Source organism: Rhizobium oryzihabitans (genome assembly GCF_010669145.1).
Classification (GTDB): domain Bacteria; phylum Pseudomonadota; class Alphaproteobacteria; order Rhizobiales; family Rhizobiaceae; genus Agrobacterium; species Agrobacterium oryzihabitans.
Genome location: NZ_CP048635.1, coordinates 589,349 through 609,039, shown reverse-complemented (window position 1 = coordinate 609,039; position 19,691 = coordinate 589,349). Strand labels below are relative to the sequence as shown.

The following is a 19,691-nucleotide window of genomic DNA, read 5'->3' as shown; positions in this document are numbered from 1 at the left end:
ATGTCATGAAAGTCGCTTTCGTCTCAGCTATCTCTGCCGTTCCTGCCAATGAGGGTAACCGTAGCCGGATACTCCAGTTGACGCGGGCTGTCCGCCGCCTTGGGCACGACGTGCATTTTGTCTACATTGATACGCCGATAATAGCCGATTTCGATCCTGCGGCTCATGAAGCCGAATTCGGCTCTGGTCACCTGCATTTTGTCTCGCGGCAGCCTGGCGGCGTTAAAACACGGCTTGTCCAGGATCTTGGTTTCGAGCTTGGTTTCACAGCGTTTCGCAGCGTCCGAAAGGTTCACCGGCTTCTCGGTCACGATCATGGTTTCTACAATTACCTGGACGAGTTCTATTATCCGGAAATAGGCCGGCAGGTTCGAGATATTCAGCGTCGGCTGGGGATCGACGCCGTTATCGTGGAATATGCGTTTCACTCGAGAGCTTTCCTGGGGCTCCCGGATGATGTCCTTCGCATTCTCGACACCCACGATTCCTTTGCCGACCGCCATAAGGCATTCATCGATACCGTCAACAAATATGGCTACTGGTTCTCGGTCCCCCCGCAGGTGGAATGCAAGGCCTTCCGTCGCGCTGATGTGGTTGTCGCCATCCAGGAGGAAGAGGAGCGAACGTTCAGACAGCGGCTGGGCAAGGAGCCGCCGGCTGTCGCGACTGTCAGTCATATTCTCGATCTTGATGGAAGAGTGGAAGACCTCGCCTCGAGCGATTTCCTGTTCCTCGGGTCAGGCAATGACGCCAACCTCATTTCGCTCAATGGATTTCTTGATAACGTCCTGCCTCTCATCAGGGCGGCGCGTCCGGATATTCGTCTGGTGGTGGCCGGCAGCATATGCGGCAAGATCGAAGACAGGGAAGGGGTTGTCAAACTCGGCCGGGTGGACAGCCTGAAGGATGCGTTTACACGCGCACCGCTCTCGATCAATCCCATCGCGCTCGGCACGGGCATCAACATAAAACTGCTCGATGCCCTGGCAGCCGGTATTCCCACGATCAGCAGCCGGACCGGCGTAAGGGGGTTGCCTGAGCGCTATCGCAGCGGCGTGGTCGTCGTGGAAGACAATGATCATCAGGCTTTTGCCGAGGCTATCCTGCAGCTCTCCGCCAGCCGGGATCAGCGTGAGGCGCTGGGAAACAAGGCGTTTGAGGACGCTGTGGAATGGAACCGCCAGCAAATGACGGCGCTCGGCAACGTTTTGAGTGGCAGGTAACCTTGATTTCAGGCAAATCGCGATCGTCGTGACGCGACCCACCGCCATGATCAAATCAGGTACAATCCCGCATCCGATAATTTCAGCACAGTAAGCCTGCCGGTCGTAAAAGCGCCGGTGTCGATGCCGATGCGTTGCGGGCCGCTTTCCGGTTCCGCGACCGGCGTGTGGCCGTGGATGACGAGAAGGTCGAGGCCCGCACCTTCCGAAAGGAAGGGTTCCCTGATCCACAGCATATCCTCATCGGTCTGCATCTCGAGCGGTATCCCGGGCCTCAAGCCGGCATGCACGAAAATGTAAGGCCCGATGCGGGCGTAGATTGGCAGGCTGGACAAAAGCTGGCGGTGGGTCTGTGGGACTGCGCCGATCAGTGCGTCCTTGAACGGCTGAAGCCGCAGGCGACCCTTGTGCAGGAAATAGTCTATATCGACGCCGTAGGACAGAAGCGTCTGGCGGCCCCCGAAATCCAGCCAGTGCATGTTGTCTTGCGGATTTTCAAGAAAATCGCTGAATAGCTGCTCGTGATTGCCGCACAGGGCAATGCGACGCAGCGGCGCCGGCGGCGGTTGCAGCAGATGCTGGAGAACACCGCAGGAATCGCGTCCGCGATCGACATAGTCCCCAAGGAGAATGACCAGAGCGGGGGATGAACTGCCTGCCATGTCCGCGAGGATTTTCCGTTCCGCCTGCAGCAGCAGATCAAGGCTGCCATGCACATCGCCGATGGCGTAGATCGGAAAGGAGACCGGCCTGTCGCCAAGGTCCAGTCTGCGCCGCCTCCGGTCGTCGCGGGGGGCTGGCTGCTTACGACCGCGAATCCAGTTGAACACCTTGGGCATAGCTGGCGATACTGTCTCTCCGGCACCAGGTCAATAGCGTTGAAGGCGGATGCCTGCTGCCCGCCAATAGAGGGTTGGTAGAGGGTTTTGCGGGCTTTCGTCAAAACCCTTCTGAACGGCATGTCCAGAGGCGTGCATGGGCTGATGCTGACGGCATCAACAGCAAAGCAGGCGCCGGTTTTCGGAAGGTTCAGCGGGGGCAACTGAGGCGCATGGCCCCTTTCTTGTTCGAACGAGAATATCCCGAAAGGCCCCGGCCTAGAGTTTCAGCCAGACACGCGGGTTTTCATGCGACTGGATCTTGATCCATTTCAGATCCACCGATTTCCACGGCTTGACGACATTGGTGCGGTTGTCCAGCACCAGATCGCCCTGACTTGTGCTGACCACCAGAACGGCGTGGCCGATGCCATCAGTGGTGCGGGCGGTGGCGATGCGCAGGGCGCCTGAGGGCCAGCCGGCGCGCAGGAGACGCTGCCGCTTGGTCACTGCGTAATCATCGCAGTCGCCGCTTGCCGGGTTGAGCTTCCATTCATCCTGTCCGTCCAGTTCGCCGACATAGGCTATCGACGTATTGATCTCCGAGTTGATGCGCTGCAGTTCTGTGCGCTTCTGTTTCGTCAGCTCAACCGTGTCGCGATCGCCAATCCGCATACATTGGTCGGCGGCATTGTCGCAGAATTTCGCAAAGGCGATGGGCGCGATGGTTGGACGGCTTGTGGTCATGAACTGGCCGGGCCGCGATGCGGCGGGGTTCTTTGCCAGGCCACCGAGCGGGACGGCAGATACCGTTGTTGCGATACTGACGGATATACCCGTGGCGACTGCCAAAGTCTTTGCCAGACGGAATGCTTTATTCGCCATGTCTTGCCCCTGCACAGTTGTTTTCTCTTGTACCAGGGAAGATAGCGGCCCTTTCTTGCAGGCCGTTTAAGTCGATAGATTGCTTTTTAAGGAAATTGAATTTTATCCTCGGTTGATAAAAGACGGTGAAATCGGTGTTAAGATCTCAGTTGCAGCGGGTTCGGCCCTGGGTGTCGATAATGCAGGTCTGCTGCGGGGCGGCATTGCGCTGGTCGCGCCGGGCCTCCGGCGAGACGCGGTTGCCCGCCGGTGGCCGGTCATAATTGCGATAGACTTCGAAATTGCGCCCGCCAATCGTGCCCTGCGCACCGCCACGTCCATCCGGCGTGACTTCGAAATTCTGATATTGCTGTGCCTGGGCGAAGGTGGTGACTGCCATCAGCGCGGCAAAAGCACCTGCCACCAGACCTTTCCGCAATCCTTCTGCTTCATGCCTGTGCGAGACCATGGCCATTTCTTTCGTTCACGGAACGGTGGTTGATTATATCATTGATGTTTTGTCGTGCGTGAGAATGATTTCGCGTCCACTGGCCCGAATCGCCGCCGCGCCACCGTTGCGCATCAGCAGATGGCCGGGGAGGAGGCCGACCCGCCGCCCGGTCGTCAGAACGTAAAAAAGACGTTTTTTAAGCCGAAAAATTAAGCTCTTCTCCGCTGCATTTATAGGCTTCACAATCCTGTAACAACGGACCTAATATACAAGTGCAGATGCCGAATCGCTCAGGAGAAGCCCTTGACGATTGCAGTTTCACCACAGGCCCTGCCGGCGCTCGTTCTGAACGCAGACTACAGGCCACTGAGTTATTATCCCTTGTCGTTATGGTCCTGGCAGGACGCGATCAAGGCTGTCTTTCTAGACCGTGTGAACATCATTGCAGAATATGATCACGCGGTGTCGTCCCCCAGCTTTTCCATGCGGCTACCGAGTGTCGTCAGCCTCAAGACCTATGTGCAGCCCACCCGCAACCCCGCCTTCACACGCTTCAACGTTTTCCTTCGGGACAAGTTCGAATGCCAGTATTGCGGCACGCGGGACGAACTGACCTTCGACCACGTGGTTCCCCGCGCACATGGCGGCGAAACCACCTGGCACAATGTCGTGGCGGCCTGCTCACCCTGCAACCTTAGAAAAGGCAGCAAGCTTCCCAAGCAGGCGGGCATGTTCCCGGCGCAGAAGCCCTTCCAGCCGACGGTTCAGGATCTGCACAATAATGGGCGTCTTTTCCCGCCCAACTATCTGCACGAAAGCTGGATGGACTATCTCTACTGGGATACCGAGCTGCAGCCCTGATTTGTTGAGGACTGCAACGCGGCTTTCCGATTATCGGCTTTTACGGCTTGCGCCAAAGAAGGCGATGGCCGCCAGTGCGATGCTTGCAATGACGTTCCAGCCGGCGAAGGAGAGGCCGAGCACCCGAAGAGCGGCGTCGTTGCAGGAAGGTGCCTTGATGGCATTGAGATTGCCCAGCAGATCACCGGCATTGGTGGTGATGGACGGTGCGCCGGTGGCGCAGGTGATCGGGCCTTCCCAGAAACCCCATTCCACACCGGCGTGATAGACGCCAAGCCCGGCGCCGATCAGCATCGCCACGCCGATGAGGGCAAGCAGCAGCCGCGTGATCTGAACCGGCAGCTTGAAGACGCTGGTGGCAATGGCCAGTATGCCAAGCGGAATGGCGTAGTAGTAGGGGTCGCGCTGCAACAGGCACAAGGCGCAGGGCGTGTAACCGCCAATATGCTGGAAGCCGAGGGCGGAGCCCACGGTGAAGATCATTCCCGCCGTTACCCCAAGAGCGGCGAGCGTGCGGCTGTTGTCGGCGGTCGTTGCAGTGGCCATGATGTTTTCCCCAAACTTCGCGAAGAAGCAGATATCCCGAACGGGCTTTCAAAAAGGCGGGCGTGATGGCGAAATTAAGTCGCCAAGTCTCAACGGTTTGTCACAGGATGCGTCTAATCCAGTCCGTTGCGTCTGGCAAATGAAAGCCCGGTAATAAACCAGGTACGTGAGCAAAGTTTCGTGAGGATGCCGGCGGCCAGTGCCAGCTGTAGCTTGCGACTGTCAGATAGCGAACAACCTGCTTAGGGTTCTGACGGGCGTCGCGGCTCGCGAGGCTAATTTTGTGATCTTCGAGTCATGTTGGCGACATGTACGCCAACCGTGCTTGTTCTACCGCTCGCAAGCATCAAGGACGCGGACTTGTCTGAAGGTGGGCAAAATCACGAAAACATTCTGAAAATCGGCGGATAAGACGCGGGCGGGGTTTGGAACGGCCGCAATATCGCATCGTTAAAGACAATACACGTTACGCAGCTTCAGGCTGTTTATCGTAGTAAAAACGCCGTTCGTCGCGATGAGCTCACATATTTTAAGTCTCTCTAAAGTCAGCATCGTAAAAAATAAGCAGCGCCTGTGATGGGGTGGCATGTTTTATTTTGTTTAGAATGGATCTTATTTGTTTCCGATTATTCATCGAAGTATATTGTAGCATCGATCTAATAATTCGATGGATAGTCACGCTTCTGTTGCACTGCAGTGCAAGGAATCCATCGCATCCCGGGTGAACGCCCAAGCCTATCACAGCAGGAACAGTGAGACCTCAACCTAGCGGCGGCAGCGGTGCCGCGCGAACCTGTGCAGGAGCCGACAATGCCTGATTTCTCGATGACGCGTCGCAACCTTATAGCGGCTGGGGCGGCAAGCGGCTTTCTGGCCGCAAGCGGTGCGCCCTTCGCAATGGCGCAGAATGCTGCCCGCCGGACCCTGCGTGTCGGCATGAGTGGTTTTCCGGCCACTCTCGATCCGGCAATGGCCAATGCCACGGCGGTACGGCGCGTCGTAACCAATATGTTCGACAAGCTGCTCGCTTTTGATCAAAGCGCCAACATGGCGCTGCGTCCGGCGCTGGCTGAGCGCTGGGAGCGCGTGAGCGGCAGCGCATTGCGTCTTTTCCTGCGAAAAGGTGTGATGTTTCACGACGGCAGTCCGTTCACGGCCGAAGACGTTGCCTTTAGCCTCAACCCGGATCATCTGCTTGGTCCGGACAAGGCCGGGAAAACCACGGCCATGCAAACTCTCGATACAATCGACCGGGTGGAAATTATCGACAGCCATACCGTGATCGTCCACACCAAAGGGGACGACGGGTTGATCGAGAAGCGGCTGGCATCCTGGCATTCGGAAATCGTCAGCAAGCGCGCTTTCCTGGCTGCGGGTAGCTGGGATGCCTGGCTGGCGGCGCCGGTGGGCACCGGACCCTACAAAATCGTCAGCAAGACCCTCGACGTCGATATCGTGCTTGCCTCGCACGACGCTTATTGGGGTGGGTTGCCGCCGTTTTCCGGCGTCCATTTCCGCATTATTCGTGAACTGGCGTCGCGAATGAACGCGCTGGTCGCAAAGGAAGTCGACTTCATCACCGACATATCGCCGGACATGTTCCCTGAAATCGAACGGCACGGCGAGCTCGAGATTGCCGGCGGCCCTGTGCAGAATATCCGTTCCCTGACGATCGACACGACGGACCCGGTCTTGGGCAAAGTCGGGGTTCGGCGCGCGCTCAGCCTGGCCCTCGATCGCAAGGCTCTGGTGCAGGCGCTTTGGCAGGGCCGGCTTCCGGTTCCAAACGGATACCAGCTCGCGACTTTCGGCGAAGCCTATATCGAAGACTTCCCGGCGCTGGCCCATGATCCTGAACTCGCACGCAAGCTCCTGCGCGAGGCCGGCTATAATGGTGAGAAGATTACCTACAAGCTGCTCAACAACTATTATCCCAACCAGGTATCCGGTGCGCAGATCATGATCGAGATGTGGCGCGGGGTAGGGATCAATGTCGAAATCCAGATGATGGAGAATTTTGCGCAGATACAGAAAAAACCGATCCAAGCCATCTATGACAACTCCAACACAGCGATCTTTCCCGATCCGCTGGCCCATGCGTGGCGTCTGTTCGGACCGAATGGGGAGATGCCTAAATTGGGTATCTGGAGCAATGAAGAATATTTCCGCATCGGCGAGACACTGAAGAAGACCATCGATCCCGCAGCACGGCGGCCAATTCTCCGCAGAATGCTGGAAATCACCACCAATGACGATCCTGGTTGCATCATCCTGCATGGCTCGGGTCAGTTCTACGCAAAGCGCAAGGATTTTGGCTGGACGCCGGAACCGAGCCTCGATCTGGACTTCGGCCCGCTCAACCTCGCCTATGCGAAGACGTAACCTGTGACGCCAGAAAACAGGCAGGGAATCGCCCCGATGCAACCTGTGGCCGATTCCGCGCCGGGACCCGCCCTGATGGCGGGTTCCCAGGTGCGGCCTTTTCTTGAAATCGAGGCCCTGAATGTCGCCTTTGACGGTACTCCGGTCCTGCGTGGCATCGACTTTGCTGTGGGGCAAGGCGAGGCGATCGGTATCGTCGGAGAGTCGGGCAGCGGTAAGTCTGTGACATGGCTTGCCGCGCTCGGGCTGCTGCCGAAAACCGCTGTTATATCGGGAAATGTGCGGCTTGAAGGTAAAGAGCTGCTGTCGGCCGGAAGTGCTGAACTCGATCGGATCAGGGGCCGGCGGATCGCTATGATCTTTCAGGACCCGTCGAGTTCTCTCAATCCGGTCATCCGCGTCGGACGCCAGATTGCAGAGGTGCTTTCCCGCCATTGCGGGTTTTCCGGGCGTGCCATAGCCGCCGAGGCGAGGCGGCTGTTCGAACTGGTTGGCATGCCCGATGCCACTCGCAGGCTGGACGCCTATCCTCACGAATTGTCGGGCGGCCAGAACCAGCGGGTCATGATCGCCATGGCTCTGGCTGGCAAGCCGGATCTGCTTATCGCAGACGAGCCGACGACGGCCCTCGATGCGACGATACAGGCTCAGATACTGGACCTTCTGACGACGATCCGGCGGGAAACCGGCATGGCGCTGGTTCTCATCAGCCACGATCTCGGTGTTGTTTCCGAAACATGTGACCGTATCGCGGTGATGTATGGAGGGAAAATTGCCGAAGTGGCGTCCGCCGAAGCGATTTTCGAAAGTCCCGCGCATCCCTATACGCAAGGGCTGCTGGCAGCAATTCCTTCCTTTGAAGGCGAATTGCATCGGCTGATACCGATCGAGGGACATGTGCCGGAGCCGGCGGGGATGCCGCCCGGCTGCGCCTTCGCGCCGCGCTGTCCGCAACGCCAGCGGATTTGCGAAACGGTGGTCCCGCACCTCGCCGGAATCGGTGACGGGCGGTTCTGTGCCTGCGTTGTGCCCGGCAAAACGCTTAAGTCCGCACCGCAGCAACGGGAAAGCATGCCGGCATGACAACGAACATACTCGAATTGCATGGGATTTCTCGGCGCTATGGAATGCGTCAGGGCCTTTTGGGCTGCAAGGTGGCGGTACACGCGGTGGACAATGTCACGCTTGTGGTTGAGGCCGGGCGGACACTGGCGCTGGTCGGTGAATCCGGTTCGGGCAAATCCACCACCGGGCGGATTGCCCTCGGCCTCGAAAGGCCGGACGGAGGTCTTGTCACGTTTCGCGGCGAAGAGCTGCCGGCCGCAGACACGCCGGCCTGGCGGCATATGCGGGCCGCGATGCAAATGGTCTATCAGGATCCCCTGGCGGCAATGGACCGGCGGCTTCCGATCGTTGAACAGGTGCGTGAGCCGCTGGACATTCACAGGATAGGACCGGCGGCGGGGCGGCGGCAAAAGGCGCTGGCGACGCTTGATACGGTTGGCATCAATGCCGATTTGGCGCAGCGGCGTCCTGAGGAGCTTTCGGGTGGGCAGCGCCAGCGCGCGGTCATCGCCCGGGCTCTTGTGATGAAACCGGCCCTTTTGGTTTGCGACGAGCCGGTCTCGGCACTGGACGTATCAATCCAGGCACAGATCGTTAACCTTTTGATGGATCTGCAGCGCGATCTCGGCCTCAGCATGTTGTTCATCAGTCACGATCTGAAGGTGGTACGCCACATCAGCCATCGCGTCGCAGTCATGTATCTCGGCCGTATTGTGGAATATGGCGAGACGCTAAGCGTATTGTCGCAGCCGGCACATCCCTATACGCAGGCGCTCGTTTCGGCGGTTCCCGTGGCGGGACGGCGCACACGCCAGCAGATCATCCTCAAGGGCGAGCCACCCAGCCCTGCATCGCGGCCATCAGGTTGTGCTTTCCATCCTCGCTGTTCAATAGCAGCCACCCTGTGCCGAAACGTCTCTCCGTCTTTGTCGGCCACGGCACTCGGGCGAATGGTCGCCTGCCACGCGGCTGTGGACAGCTTCCCTGCCGGGGAGATGGAAAATTGATGGTGCGTTTCGTTGCCGTTCGCCTGCTTCGTGCCTTTCTGACCATCGCGCTGGTCGTCACCTTTGCCTTCATCGTGCTCAGGCTTTCCGGCGATCCGGCTCTTGCCATTATGGGTAATGAGGCTCCGCCGGAAGCGCTGGCCGCCTTTCGTCGCGAATGGGGTCTCGACGATCCGCTATGGCTGCAATATCTGACCTATTTCCGTGCTATTTTCCGAGGGGAGTTCGGGATTTCGATGCGTGGCGGCGGTCCCTCCTTCGATCTCGTGATGTCGCGTATTCCCGCCACGCTGGCCCTCACTTTGCCGGCACTGGTTCTCAAGCTTTCGATCGGCATTCCAGCGGGCATCTATGCGGCACTGCACCGGAACACACGCATCGACCGTGCGGTGATGGTCGCCGCGGTTACGGGATATACGGTCCCAAGCTTCGTGCTCGGCCTTCTATTGGTGCAATGGTTCTCTATCTGGCTGGGCTGGCTGCCGACCGGCGGTGGCGGCGGTTGGCAGCACCTTCTCCTGCCGGTCCTCACGCTCGGCATTGGCGGCGGGGCGGTTCTGGCGCGCTTCGTGCGCAGCGCAATGCTGGAGGTGTTGGGTCAGCCCTATATTCGTACCGCCAGCGCCAAGGGCATCCCCTGGGCGGCAGTCGTGCGCGGGCACGCTTTGCCAAATGCCGCCATTCCAACCGTCACCATCATCGGCTTCCTCGTCGGCAATCTGATCGCCGGCGCGGTGGTGGTGGAAAGCGTGTTTTCCTGGCCCGGCATAGGCAACCTGCTGGTGGTTTCCGTGACGGCGCGTGACCTGTCCGTCGTGCAGTGCATTTTGCTGTTCGTGACGGTTACCATGGTCTTTTCTAACCTGACCGTGGATTTCCTTTACGGCGTTCTCGACCCGCGCCTGCGAAACACCGGCCAAAGTGGGGGACACTGATATGAGCGCCTCGAAGGAAGGCCAGGACAGCGCCGCCCGAACCGTCATGACCGAAAGGAAAGCGAAGCTTCGCACAGTGCCGCCTGCGGTATTCGTGGCGATGCTGTGGCTCGGTCTGGTGCTGATCGTGGCAATCGCTGCGAGTTTGATCGCGCCTTACTCCTATACCGCACTCGATCTGGCCAACCGGCTTGCCCCGCCACTCCATCCGCAACATTGGCTCGGAACGGACGAGCTTGGCCGCGATATCCTGTCACGCCTGATCTTCTCTGTGCGCATCTCGCTGCTGGTCGCCTTCGGCGCGACTCTGATTTCGGCCTGTTTCGGTACGGTGATGGGCTTTATCGCAGCCTATTTTCGCGGCGGCGTAGAACATGCGATCCTGATGCTGGCGGATTTCCAGGCCGCCATTCCTTTCCTAATCCTGTCGCTCTCGGTGCTGGCCTTCCTTGGCAATTCGCTGCCGCTGTTCATCGGCTTGATGGGGCTCTATGGTTGGGAGCGCTATGCGCGCATCTCCCGGGTCTTGCCATATCCGCAAGCGTACAAGGCTATGCCAGCGCCGTGCGCCAGACGGGTGCCGGACCGCTGCGGGTCTATCTCCGTCACATCCTGCCGAACATCTCGTCCACCCTCATCGTCTCCATGACGCTGACCTTTCCGGAAGTCATACTCATGGAAAGCAGCCTTTCCTTTCTCGGTCTTGGCGTTCAGCCGCCGATGACGAGTCTCGGCAATATGGTCGGTTACGGTCGGGAATATATGACGCGCGCGCCGTGGATCATGCTCTCACCGGCAATGCTCATCGTGGTGACGACGCTGTCGGTAAGCCTTGTCGGCGACTGGCTTCGTGACCGGCTGGATGCCGACCTGAAATGATTTTCATTCGGTAGGGAGTATGACTTTGACACTGCGCCTCCTTAACCGGCATAGGGCTCAAACCCTGATGCAACGCAAAGGGTTGGACGGCCTCGTGCTTATACAGCCTGAAACAATCCTCTATGCCACCGGCGCGCGGCCCGGTAGTGCCACGGCCTGGCGGCGAGCCGGCGCGGCTTTTCTGATTGTGCCCGCGAACGCTGCAGAACCGATGACCGCCATTATCGGCGATTTCCACGCGCGCGAATTTCATGCCGCCTCGGGCATCGAGGATATCGTTACATTTCCGATCTGGGTTGATCTCATCGATATCGCCGATGTTCCCGGCCAGTCGCTCGTCGAACGCCTCGCAACCGCCCGCCCGCCGCAACAGGCGCGCGCCAGACCCGCAACTTTTGACCGGCAGGAAACATTCGCCCTTCTCGCGGACACGCTCTTGCGGCGCGGCCTTCATTCCGCACAACTGGGTACGGAATATGCTTTTCTCCCGGCGGCGGATATGGCCTGTTTTGCCGAGACCTGCCCGGATGTCCGATGGCAAGACGCGTCGGATCTTGTTGGCCGTCTGCGGATGATAAAATCGGCAGAAGAAATTGAGCGGCTCACCGCCGCCGCCATTGCGACGGAGGCGGGAGCAAGGGCCGCAATTGCGCATATCCGTCCAGGATGCACCGCTGACGATCTGCTGGCGGTGTTTCGCAGCGCTTCCAGCCTGCGCGCCGCCGAACTTGGATATGCCGCACCGAGCTTTCCGATCAGTTCAATCACCATTGGTCCCGGTGCAACTGGAAAGGGGCGGCGGGCGGAGAAGGGTGACATCGTCCGGCTCGACCTGGCCTGCTGCATTGACGGTTATGTTTCCGACTGCGCGCGCACGGCGGTGATCGGCCGGCCTAGCGCCAACCAGCAGGCGATATACGATGCGCTGCGCACAGCTTTCGATGCTGGCGCGGTGCTGTTGCGCCCGGGCGTTGCCTTGGGAGACGTGTTTAGGGCAGTCATGTCGTCGATGCACGGACAGGGCTTCGATATGTATCGTCGCGGCCATTTCGGGCACGGTGTCGGCGCTTCGCTCTTTGTCGAGGAATGGCCATTCATCGCCGCCGATGAGCCAACCGAGATCGAACCGGGCATGGTGCTGGCCTATGAGGTGCCGTGGTATATTCGCGGGCTTGGTGCTTTTACGATTGAAGATCAGTTCACAATCGGTCGGGAAACTTCCGATCCCTGCTGGGGTCTGTCTCGGGACTTGTTGATATGCGACTGAAACGCTTCTTGGTCATCGCCAAGAACGATAAATCTACTGTACGGACGTGATCGCGGTCGCCTGTCTGCACAGGCGAACGAGCCAACGGCAAAATGTTCTGGAGAGATCAGGGTTGCCGCTACGGTCGATGGAGTAAGCGCGATACTGCATGCCGCTGGGAGCTTGTGACCCGGGAATGACCTTGTAAAGCCCGTCGCGCACAAGATCGCTGACGACGATTTCAGGAGCGACGAGAAGGCATTTTCCAGTCGTCACCGCCGGGAGAGCGAGATAGTGATGATCGTAGCGCGCGCCGGAATGGATATCGGTCGATGTCAGGTTCATGGACCGCAGCCAGGTTGGCAGAATATCCGGTCTTGAAGTGATGTTGAGAATGGGCATCGAACGAACAATCGAAAAGTCTTTGCCTGTGACATGCGCGGATGCTCCGACGCACACGATCTGCTCATTATAGATCTCCCAATGATCGGCGGGCTCGATGATCGACAGATCTCGGGTAATCAGCACGTCGAATACATCGGAGGACGTCGGCATCGAAAGCGAACTGATGACATCGACAACGGCCCCTCCCATTTCATTTGAGAATTTCTGAAGATTGGGGATCAGCATGGTATAGGCAAAGGTCGCGAGTGAGGTTCGCACGACGATCCGGTTGACGTCCGCCCGATTGTGTCGGCGCATGCGCCGTGCGGTGTACCAGATTGTGTCGAGCGGCTCTGCGACCGTGTTGGCGAAAAGCCGACCAAATTCCGTCAGTTCGCTGTTGCGCCCGCGCCTCTCCATCAATTTGGCACCAAGATAATCCTCGAGCACCGCCAGATGCCGGCTTACCGAGCTTTGCGTGACGCCCATGGCCTGCGCAGCCCTCGTAACGCTTTTTTCGCGTGCGATGGTCACGAAGGCGCGGATGGCGTTGAGAGGCACGTCTTGATCGTCTTCGGTCATGTCCCTGCTCCAACGTTCCTCGCAGCCGGCGAACAGATCGAATCCTTTTGGCCTATCCATCGTATTATTCGATGTTTGTCACGGTTTTGTTGCAGGTCGACAATAAACAGAGTGACCTGTTACGCAGCGGTACTGCTGGAAATAAGTTTTTTATTTCTTCCTGTGAGAACCAGTTTGTGAAGGCTGTAATTGTCGGTTTTGATTGGACTGCGCCCCGATCTCATCAGTGAAGACCTCGTTGCCTTGCCGCAAAACACTTCGATGACCGGGCGGAGGCTTCGCAAAGTGCTGGGACAAGCGTTGACAACCTGCCGCCCCCCACACCGGTGATCAAGAAGGAGATTAACACGGCTCCGCGCTGGCGAAACGTGTGGCGCAAGCTGATAGGGGGCGCTCGCCCGTTAAGTGTGTTGAAAATCAATGCTGATTTTGGAAATGGTACCCCAAGCCGGGATCGAACCAGCACTCCTTTCGGAACCGCATTTTGAGTGCGGCGCGTCTACCAATTCCGCCATTGGGGCAACGGTGGTAATTCCACGGCGTCTATCACGGTCAAGGCCATGCGTGCAACCCCAAAGCTGACTTATCCTTCTTAATTGCGCGCGTTTGCGGCTGCCATTCGTTCTCTTTACGGGGCCTGGAAAGAAGGTGCTGCGGGCCTCCTCCATCCCACATCGATACACCTCCAGTTGCGCCAGTAATGTAATATTAGGCACCTCTAATAAATTAGAATATACGCAATTGCTAATTGAATTATGATGCCCGGGTGGAGTTTCCACGCGGGGCGGGATTGGCCTAACTCATATGGAGGAAACTATGAGGGCGCTTTCTCGCAATTTGTTATTGTCTGCCTGTCTGATTCTGCCGGTCAACGCTCACGCGCTGGATATCGGGATCGGCGGTGAGAATGGGGTGAATGCCAGTGTCGGCGGCAATGGCAGCGGTGGGCTCGGTGTCGATGCCTCCGTTGGCGGTAGCAATGGCGTCAATGCAAGCGCTGATGTCGGCGGCAGAAGTGGCGGCGGGCTGGGTGCGGATGTCAACGCTTCGGTCGGTGGCAGCAATGGGGTCAATGCGGATGTCAATGCATCCGTAGGTGGATCGAGTGGTATCAACGCGGGTGTTAATGCCTCGGTTGGCGGCTCAGGCGGCATCAATGCCAATGTCGGTGCCAATGTCGGCGGGTCGAGCGGTCTTGGCCTTGGCGTCGGGGTTGGCATCGGCGGCTCAGGCTCCTCAGGAAACCCCGGAAATCCTGGAAACCCGGGCAATCCATCCAATCCTGGCAATCCGGGAACGGTTTCTCCCGGTGGCATGCGCAATGCGCTGCAGGCTTATAATGATATGTCACGCACCGAGCAGATCAAGCTCGCCCGCCGTTGCATTGATATTCTGGGCGGCGGTTACGATGCGGCCCTGACGCAATTGTGCAAGATGATCCGCACAGCCTCGCGCTGATAGGTTTGATACCACAGCAAAGACCGAAGGGCGTCATCCGCGTCCTTCGGTTTTAATTGCCCTTGCGCCCGAAGGACAGGATCTTCTGCCGCAGGCTGCGGGCGAGGTTGCGGGTATTGCGGTACATATCCACCTGCGTGGAAACCTGCCGCACGTCGCGGTCGCTGTTCTGGGTCAAACCCACGACCAATGTGCCCATTTCCTGACGTTCCTGCCAGAAACGGCTCATGATCGGATGATCGGGCACGGCACAGCTGTCGCTGCGCATGATATTGGCGTCGTCCAGATGCCAGCCGGTCAGTTTCTGTACCAGCAGCTTGCCGGGCGAAAACTGCGCATAGTTTTCGTCAAAGGCGGTTTTCCACGTATAGGCCTCGCCGGCCGTCATGAAGACGACCATGGACGCGATGGCGCTGCCGTTGAGATCGATGGTGTGAATGCGCACCGCATCCGCCTCGGCCAGATTGGTGATCGCTTCGCGGGCAAACGCTGCGCGATAACGATCATTGACCAGTGCAGTGCGTTTGCGGCCCTTCCAGCCGCTCGCCTCCAGCGCCAGGAATTCCTCCATCCGGTAGCGGATGTCTTTCGGCTGCCGGGCAACGGTGTAGGTGAGGGGGCCAAGCTTTTCGAGCTGCCGCCACTGTCGGCGCATTTCCCGCATGTGGTGCGGCGCAAGTGAGCCGCGCAGATAGGCCTCGCCGTCGAGAAGGCTCTCCAGCATCGGCCGCTGATAGCTTCCGGTCGTCGTCAGCGGCAGGTTGCGGCTGAGCGCGATCGCCCTGAACATGCTGGCGAAAGGCCCTTCAAGCCGCACATCCGGCAGCACGAGCACATTTGGCAGACGCATCGCCGGGTCCGAGAGCGCATCGAAAAGATTGTCGAGCGTTTCCGCAGCACCTTCGGTATCGACCAGCGGCGTGCCGAGAGGGCCAAAAGGATTGGCCCAGACGCGGATAATGGAAGGGCCGATGGAAAAGCCCGGCTTTTCCACCGTGAAGGGCATCAAAAAGCGCATGCGGCTTCTGGCACCGTTTTCGTCGCGAATAAGGGCGAAGCGCACGGACTTGTCATCGATGCGCGGCATGGCGGGTGCAAGAAGCCGACCGGTGAAGAAGACATTGGCTTCCATGACGCGGTTGGACAGGAAGTCGAGCTCCTCCTGCATCTCGTAACCGAGCTGGCCCGGATAGATGCAGAATTCGCGGCCCTCGCGTCCCACGCGCCGGCTACTGTCCGCCACGGGGCGGTCACGCTCCGCAGCCGCCATCAGCGCAGCAATGCGCGGGTCCTGAAAATCCGGATTCTTTGGGTCGCTGGACATGCTTATCGTTACACCGCCTTCCCAGTGTCTTGACCCGCCCGGGGATCGTTGAAGGCAAAAAGGACGATCCCGAGTGTACGGCGAATGGCAATATGCAATAGCACAGCTTCTATGCACATGGCTATCGCCACCGCCGCCGCGGCTCCTGTCAGACCATAGACCGGAATCAGCGCCATGTTGAGCAGAATATTGCAACCAAAGATAATAATATAAAGAACTACGCACAATTTTTGTTTGCCGGCCATATTCAACAGGGTCTCTCCGGGGCCGATCAACGCCTTTGCGAGAAAACCGGCAAACAGGAAGAACATCAGCTCATAACCCTGAACGAAGCCGGGGCCGAATAGCGACAGCAGGAAAGGGCCTGCCAGAAGCACGACGCTGCCGACTGCCAGCGACGGCCAGAAGGCCCAGCGCGCCGCCTGGCTGGCAAAACCGGCGAGCCCCTGCCTGTCATTTGCCGAAATCAGGGCGGCCAGACGCGGCGCCGCCGCTGCCTGCACCGAGAAAAACACGAATTGCATCAGCACGATGGTTTTTGCCGCGGCGAAATAGATGCCGACCTGATCGGGCGGCAGATAGAGACCAACGATCACCACATCGGAATTGGTCATCAGAAAACCGATGCCGTCGATCAGGAAAACGGGAAAGGCGAACCGAAGCCAGTGGCGGAAATGGACCTTGCGGGTAACGCTGCGGAAATGCCGGTTGAGCCGGCGGTTCATGAAGGCGAAATGGAAAAGCGTGGTCACATAGGTTGCCATGAGGGCCGTGAGCATCGCCGTCGTCGCGGTCTTTTCCGCGCCGAGACCGATTGCCACCAGCATGAACAGCAGGATCAGCACAGGACGGACAATATAGGTGGGGCTGAGCGCGGAGATCGCCCAGCCATTGGCGCGTGCGGTGCCGTTCAGCACATCTCCAAGCGCCACCATCGGCAGAGTGAAAAGCGCCAGCGCAACGGGAATGAGATAATAGTCAGCGATCCGCTCGCCGAAGAAATGGAGAAAGATGAAACCGAACAGCGCCAGCGCGCTCGCCGAGAGCATGGCGAAGATACGCGCGGTCGAGGTCAGGCCCATGATCTTGTCATGGGCTTCCTCCAGACGGTAGCCGGGTAAAAAGCGGATGACGGTGGTGTGGAAGCCGAGACAGGACAGATTGCCGAACAGGATCACCAGAACCCAGACGAAGGCGAACAGGCCATATTCGAATTCGCCCATCAGGCGGGCAAGGATGATCTGAGAGATAAAAGCGATGCCGGCGCTGACGATACGCACTGCGAAGGCGACCAGCGCCATGCGCTGGGCGCGGGAGACGTCATCTCCACCGGAGGTAATGACAGCGATTTTCGCTCCCAGCGGCGCGAGTTTCGCACGCAGGCCTGCGGGTAGGGCTTTTTCCGCCGTGTTGAGGATAGCCATGATCCACACGCCATCATTTCCAGTTGAGTAGGCAAGCCGATTGTAAGCGCTCTATCATTAACGAAGGGTGTGGGAGGCGGTGACCTGTGTCCCGATATCGTTTGCCACCGGCGGTTTGCGGATGCCGTTGAACAGAAAAAGGGCAAGCGGACTGCGGCGTATCGCCTGATGCAGCATATAGGCCGCTACCGTGGTCGCCACGACGATGATGGCGAATTCGAAGACAGGTGGCAGCGAGATGAGGATGAAAAGCGTACCGAAGGCATAGATCAGCGGGTGATGAAGCAGGTAGATGGTGAAGGAGGCATCCGTCATTCCTCTGGCAAGCGGGCTCGGCCTGTCGAAATAGCGGCAGGCGAGGTCGATGAGCAATCGGCTCATCGTCACTGCTGCGATTGCCGAGGCCAGAATCAGCATCGCGGAGTTTACGAAGGGATTTTGCAGCCGCAGCGTTACCGCTGTCGCGATCGAGCCTGATGCAACGATACCCGTCAGCATCCCCGTTTGTCGAAAGCGGTGAAAAAGCGCTCGATCACGCCGAAGCAGAGCTCCAATGAGGAAGAACGGCAGGTAGCGCGCATAGGGATCGGAGGCCCGTTCATATATAAGAAAAAGGCCGTTTTCGCTTTTTGCTGCAAGCAGGCCGGAGCCGTAGACCATCCATTCCCAGAGGACGGGAAAGATACAGAAAGCGGTGAGAAACAGGAGCGGATATCGTCCATTCACCCTGTAAAACCAGTCTTTTGCCTCCGCCAATGGTGGTCGTTCCAGAAGATATAGCAGGCCCGCAAGCAGAACCGAATAGGTGATGAGGGCGGGCAGGAACCATAGATGCATGATCCATTGTTCGCTCGGCTGCAGCAGATCCGGCAGGCTCTCCATCATTTGGGTGACGGTGATGTCGCCTTTGGCAATAGCGGACAATTGCAGCATGAAAAGTTGCAAAGGCCCAAGCAAGAGCACGGCGACAATGAAGGGCAGGCCGAGCCGAAGGAAACGCTGCCTGAGCCAGCGCATCTTGCCCTTCTTGCCGATGACCATGATCGAGAAATACCCGGCGACCAGAAAAAACGCCGGCATTCGGAAAGTCACGAGTGCTGCACCAAGCGCGCTCAGAACCGGGCTGGTCTCTAAGTCCTTGATGTCCCAGGGCAGGGCATGGCTATAGAGCAGGGAGGCATGATAGGGAATGCCGAGCAGCATCAGGAGAGCCCTGAGAGGGTCCCAATAGTGCTCATAATCTGAAGTGTCCGGTTGCATTTTCCCCTCGCGTCGAAAACGCGATCCCCGTGTGATCTGTCACGATCGGCACGACTATTAGTCGAAAACGCTAATAAAGCCTTCATGCACCGGAAGGCGTGGGCGGAGCCTTTCTCTTGGGCAAGAGATCGAGCACCAATGCGCAGCCCAGAATGATGATGCCGGCGCCAAAAAGCTGGGGAAGCGACAGGGGTTCATCGAGCACCAGGGCGCCGACAAGCACCGCGACGACCGTTACCGCGAACTCCACGCTGATCGCCTTGGTCGCGCCGATGGAGGAGACAAGCCGGAAATAGGTGATGTAGGTGAGACCGCTCATGACGACCGCCTGGATGAGAAGATATCCATAATCGACGAGACCCGGTGTTCCGGGCAACGGAACGGCGAGAAGAAGCGGCAGGGTCATCAGGCCGCCTGTCAGGAACGAGCCGATGGTGATTTCCCAGGAGCCCACTCCTTTCAGGTGAAGGCTCGCATAATTGCTGCCATAGGCGGCGCAGATACAGGCGGCGACGGCGGCGGCGCAGCCGATGATGAAGCCTGTGGTCACGGGTACCGCGGGGAAACCGACAAGCAGGACAATGCCGGCAAAGCCGATGACGAGACCGGCAATTCCCTGCCGTGTCAGCCGTTCGAGCCCCCAAATCTGCGAGATGAGCATGGAAAAAAGCGGAATGGTCGCCACCAATATGGCCGCCATTGCAGTGCCGATCTGCGGCGTCGCGTAGGACAGGCCGATCAGTTGCCCGGCGACCGTCGTTGCGCCGACAACTGCAAAGGCGCGCCAGCCAGCGGAAAATCTGAGCTTTCGCCGCGCCGCCAGCGCGATGAGAAAGAGAGCGACGGCGGTCAGAAGCGAGCGAAGCGTGACCGCGCCTATCCAGCCGAAGGCGGCCACGACATGCAGAAGCAGCAGGAAAGACACGCCCCACGCAAGTGCGAGAAAAATATAGGCGGCGAGATCGCGAGGGGCCATGGAAGC

General features: G+C 58.7%; 17 protein-coding genes, 1 tRNA gene and 1 pseudogene. 9 read left to right on the top strand and 10 right to left on the bottom strand.

Annotated elements, in window-relative coordinates; genetic code table 11:
* The first annotated feature begins 5 nt into the window (after window positions 1–5).
* The gene (locus G3A56_RS19490) at window positions 6–1,223 is read left to right on the top strand and encodes a glycosyltransferase family 4 protein (protein ID WP_082186046.1); all 1,218 of its coding nucleotides are present in this window, start codon (window positions 6–8) and stop codon (window positions 1,221–1,223) included.
* Between the two features lie 50 nt (window positions 1,224–1,273).
* Here the strand turns inward: G3A56_RS19490 and G3A56_RS19485 are convergent, their stop codons facing one another.
* From G3A56_RS19485 to G3A56_RS19475, 3 genes are all read right to left on the bottom strand, one after another.
* On the bottom strand, window positions 1,274–2,062 hold the full coding sequence (locus G3A56_RS19485) for a metallophosphoesterase family protein (protein ID WP_082185542.1): 789 nt from the start codon (window positions 2,060–2,062) through the stop codon (window positions 1,274–1,276).
* 258 nt (window positions 2,063–2,320) lie between these two features.
* A complete protein-coding gene (locus G3A56_RS19480) occupies window positions 2,321–2,926 on the bottom strand; it encodes a transglutaminase-like cysteine peptidase (RefSeq protein ID WP_082185544.1) in 606 nt (201 codons plus the stop codon).
* 145 nt (window positions 2,927–3,071) lie between these two features.
* Complete coding sequence (locus G3A56_RS19475) at window positions 3,072–3,329, bottom strand: hypothetical protein (protein WP_246231393.1); 258 nt, start codon at window positions 3,327–3,329, stop codon at window positions 3,072–3,074.
* Window positions 3,330–3,659: 330 nt separating this feature from the next.
* Between G3A56_RS19475 and G3A56_RS19470 the strand changes: the two genes are divergently transcribed.
* A complete protein-coding gene (locus G3A56_RS19470) occupies window positions 3,660–4,217 on the top strand; it encodes an HNH endonuclease (protein WP_035242856.1) in 558 nt (185 codons plus the stop codon).
* A gap of 30 nt (window positions 4,218–4,247) precedes the next feature.
* On the opposite strand, the gene G3A56_RS19465 is transcribed toward G3A56_RS19470, so the two are convergent.
* Window positions 4,248–4,763 (bottom strand): disulfide bond formation protein B, encoded by a 516-nt coding sequence (locus tag G3A56_RS19465; RefSeq protein WP_003497317.1) that lies wholly within the window; start codon window positions 4,761–4,763, stop codon window positions 4,248–4,250.
* A gap of 969 nt (window positions 4,764–5,732) precedes the next feature.
* Between G3A56_RS19465 and G3A56_RS19460 the strand changes: the two genes are divergently transcribed.
* The 6 genes and pseudogenes from G3A56_RS19460 (at window position 5,733) to G3A56_RS19435 (ending at window position 12,298) form a co-directional block, all read left to right on the top strand.
* Window positions 5,733–7,145, top strand: coding sequence for an ABC transporter substrate-binding protein (locus G3A56_RS19460; RefSeq protein ID WP_246231392.1), 1,413 nt, complete (start codon window positions 5,733–5,735; stop codon window positions 7,143–7,145).
* 75 nt (window positions 7,146–7,220) lie between these two features.
* Complete coding sequence (locus tag G3A56_RS19455) at window positions 7,221–8,228, top strand: ABC transporter ATP-binding protein (protein ID WP_175414404.1); 1,008 nt, start codon at window positions 7,221–7,223, stop codon at window positions 8,226–8,228.
* Window positions 8,225–9,217, top strand: a complete 993-nt coding sequence (locus tag G3A56_RS19450; protein ID WP_167373931.1) for an ABC transporter ATP-binding protein — start codon at window positions 8,225–8,227, stop codon at window positions 9,215–9,217. The genes G3A56_RS19455 and G3A56_RS19450 overlap by 4 nt, the downstream gene beginning before the upstream one ends.
* The gene (locus G3A56_RS19445; protein WP_082185547.1) at window positions 9,217–10,152 is read left to right on the top strand and encodes an ABC transporter permease; all 936 of its coding nucleotides are present in this window, start codon (window positions 9,217–9,219) and stop codon (window positions 10,150–10,152) included. The genes G3A56_RS19450 and G3A56_RS19445 overlap by 1 nt, the downstream gene beginning before the upstream one ends.
* A 1-nt stretch (window position 10,153) precedes the next feature.
* Window positions 10,154–11,031 (top strand): annotated as a pseudogene (locus G3A56_RS19440) (ABC transporter permease).
* Window positions 11,032–11,050: 19 nt separating this feature from the next.
* Window positions 11,051–12,298: a M24 family metallopeptidase gene (locus G3A56_RS19435; RefSeq protein WP_082185549.1), complete on the top strand. Its 1,248-nt coding sequence runs from the start codon at window positions 11,051–11,053 to the stop codon at window positions 12,296–12,298.
* 33 nt (window positions 12,299–12,331) lie between these two features.
* Here G3A56_RS19435 and G3A56_RS19430 read toward each other — a convergent pair whose 3' ends face one another.
* Window positions 12,332–13,243, bottom strand: coding sequence for a LysR family transcriptional regulator (locus G3A56_RS19430; RefSeq protein WP_167373932.1), 912 nt, complete (start codon window positions 13,241–13,243; stop codon window positions 12,332–12,334).
* Between the two features lie 436 nt (window positions 13,244–13,679).
* A tRNA-Leu gene (locus G3A56_RS19425) sits at window positions 13,680–13,764 on the bottom strand.
* 295 nt (window positions 13,765–14,059) lie between these two features.
* Here G3A56_RS19425 and uppQ point away from each other — a divergent pair.
* Window positions 14,060–14,701: a polysaccharide biosynthesis GNAT family N-acetyltransferase UppQ gene (gene uppQ / locus G3A56_RS19420; protein ID WP_082185551.1), complete on the top strand. Its 642-nt coding sequence runs from the start codon at window positions 14,060–14,062 to the stop codon at window positions 14,699–14,701.
* A gap of 52 nt (window positions 14,702–14,753) precedes the next feature.
* On the opposite strand, the gene G3A56_RS19415 is transcribed toward uppQ, so the two are convergent.
* The 4 genes from G3A56_RS19415 to G3A56_RS19400 all read right to left on the bottom strand — a co-directional run bounded on the left by G3A56_RS19415 (window position 14,754) and on the right by G3A56_RS19400 (window position 19,685).
* Complete coding sequence (locus tag G3A56_RS19415; protein ID WP_003500218.1) at window positions 14,754–16,025, bottom strand: GNAT family N-acetyltransferase; 1,272 nt, start codon at window positions 16,023–16,025, stop codon at window positions 14,754–14,756.
* Window positions 16,026–16,033: 8 nt separating this feature from the next.
* Window positions 16,034–17,449, bottom strand: a complete 1,416-nt coding sequence (gene uppV, locus G3A56_RS19410; RefSeq protein ID WP_082185552.1) for a Wzx-type polysaccharide biosynthesis protein UppV — start codon at window positions 17,447–17,449, stop codon at window positions 16,034–16,036.
* A gap of 57 nt (window positions 17,450–17,506) precedes the next feature.
* On the bottom strand, window positions 17,507–18,652 hold the full coding sequence (locus G3A56_RS19405; protein WP_246231438.1) for an acyltransferase family protein: 1,146 nt from the start codon (window positions 18,650–18,652) through the stop codon (window positions 17,507–17,509).
* A 139-nt stretch (window positions 18,653–18,791) separates the two neighbouring features.
* Complete coding sequence (locus G3A56_RS19400; RefSeq protein ID WP_082185554.1) at window positions 18,792–19,685, bottom strand: DMT family transporter; 894 nt, start codon at window positions 19,683–19,685, stop codon at window positions 18,792–18,794.
* Window positions 19,686–19,691: the final 6 nt, after the last annotated feature.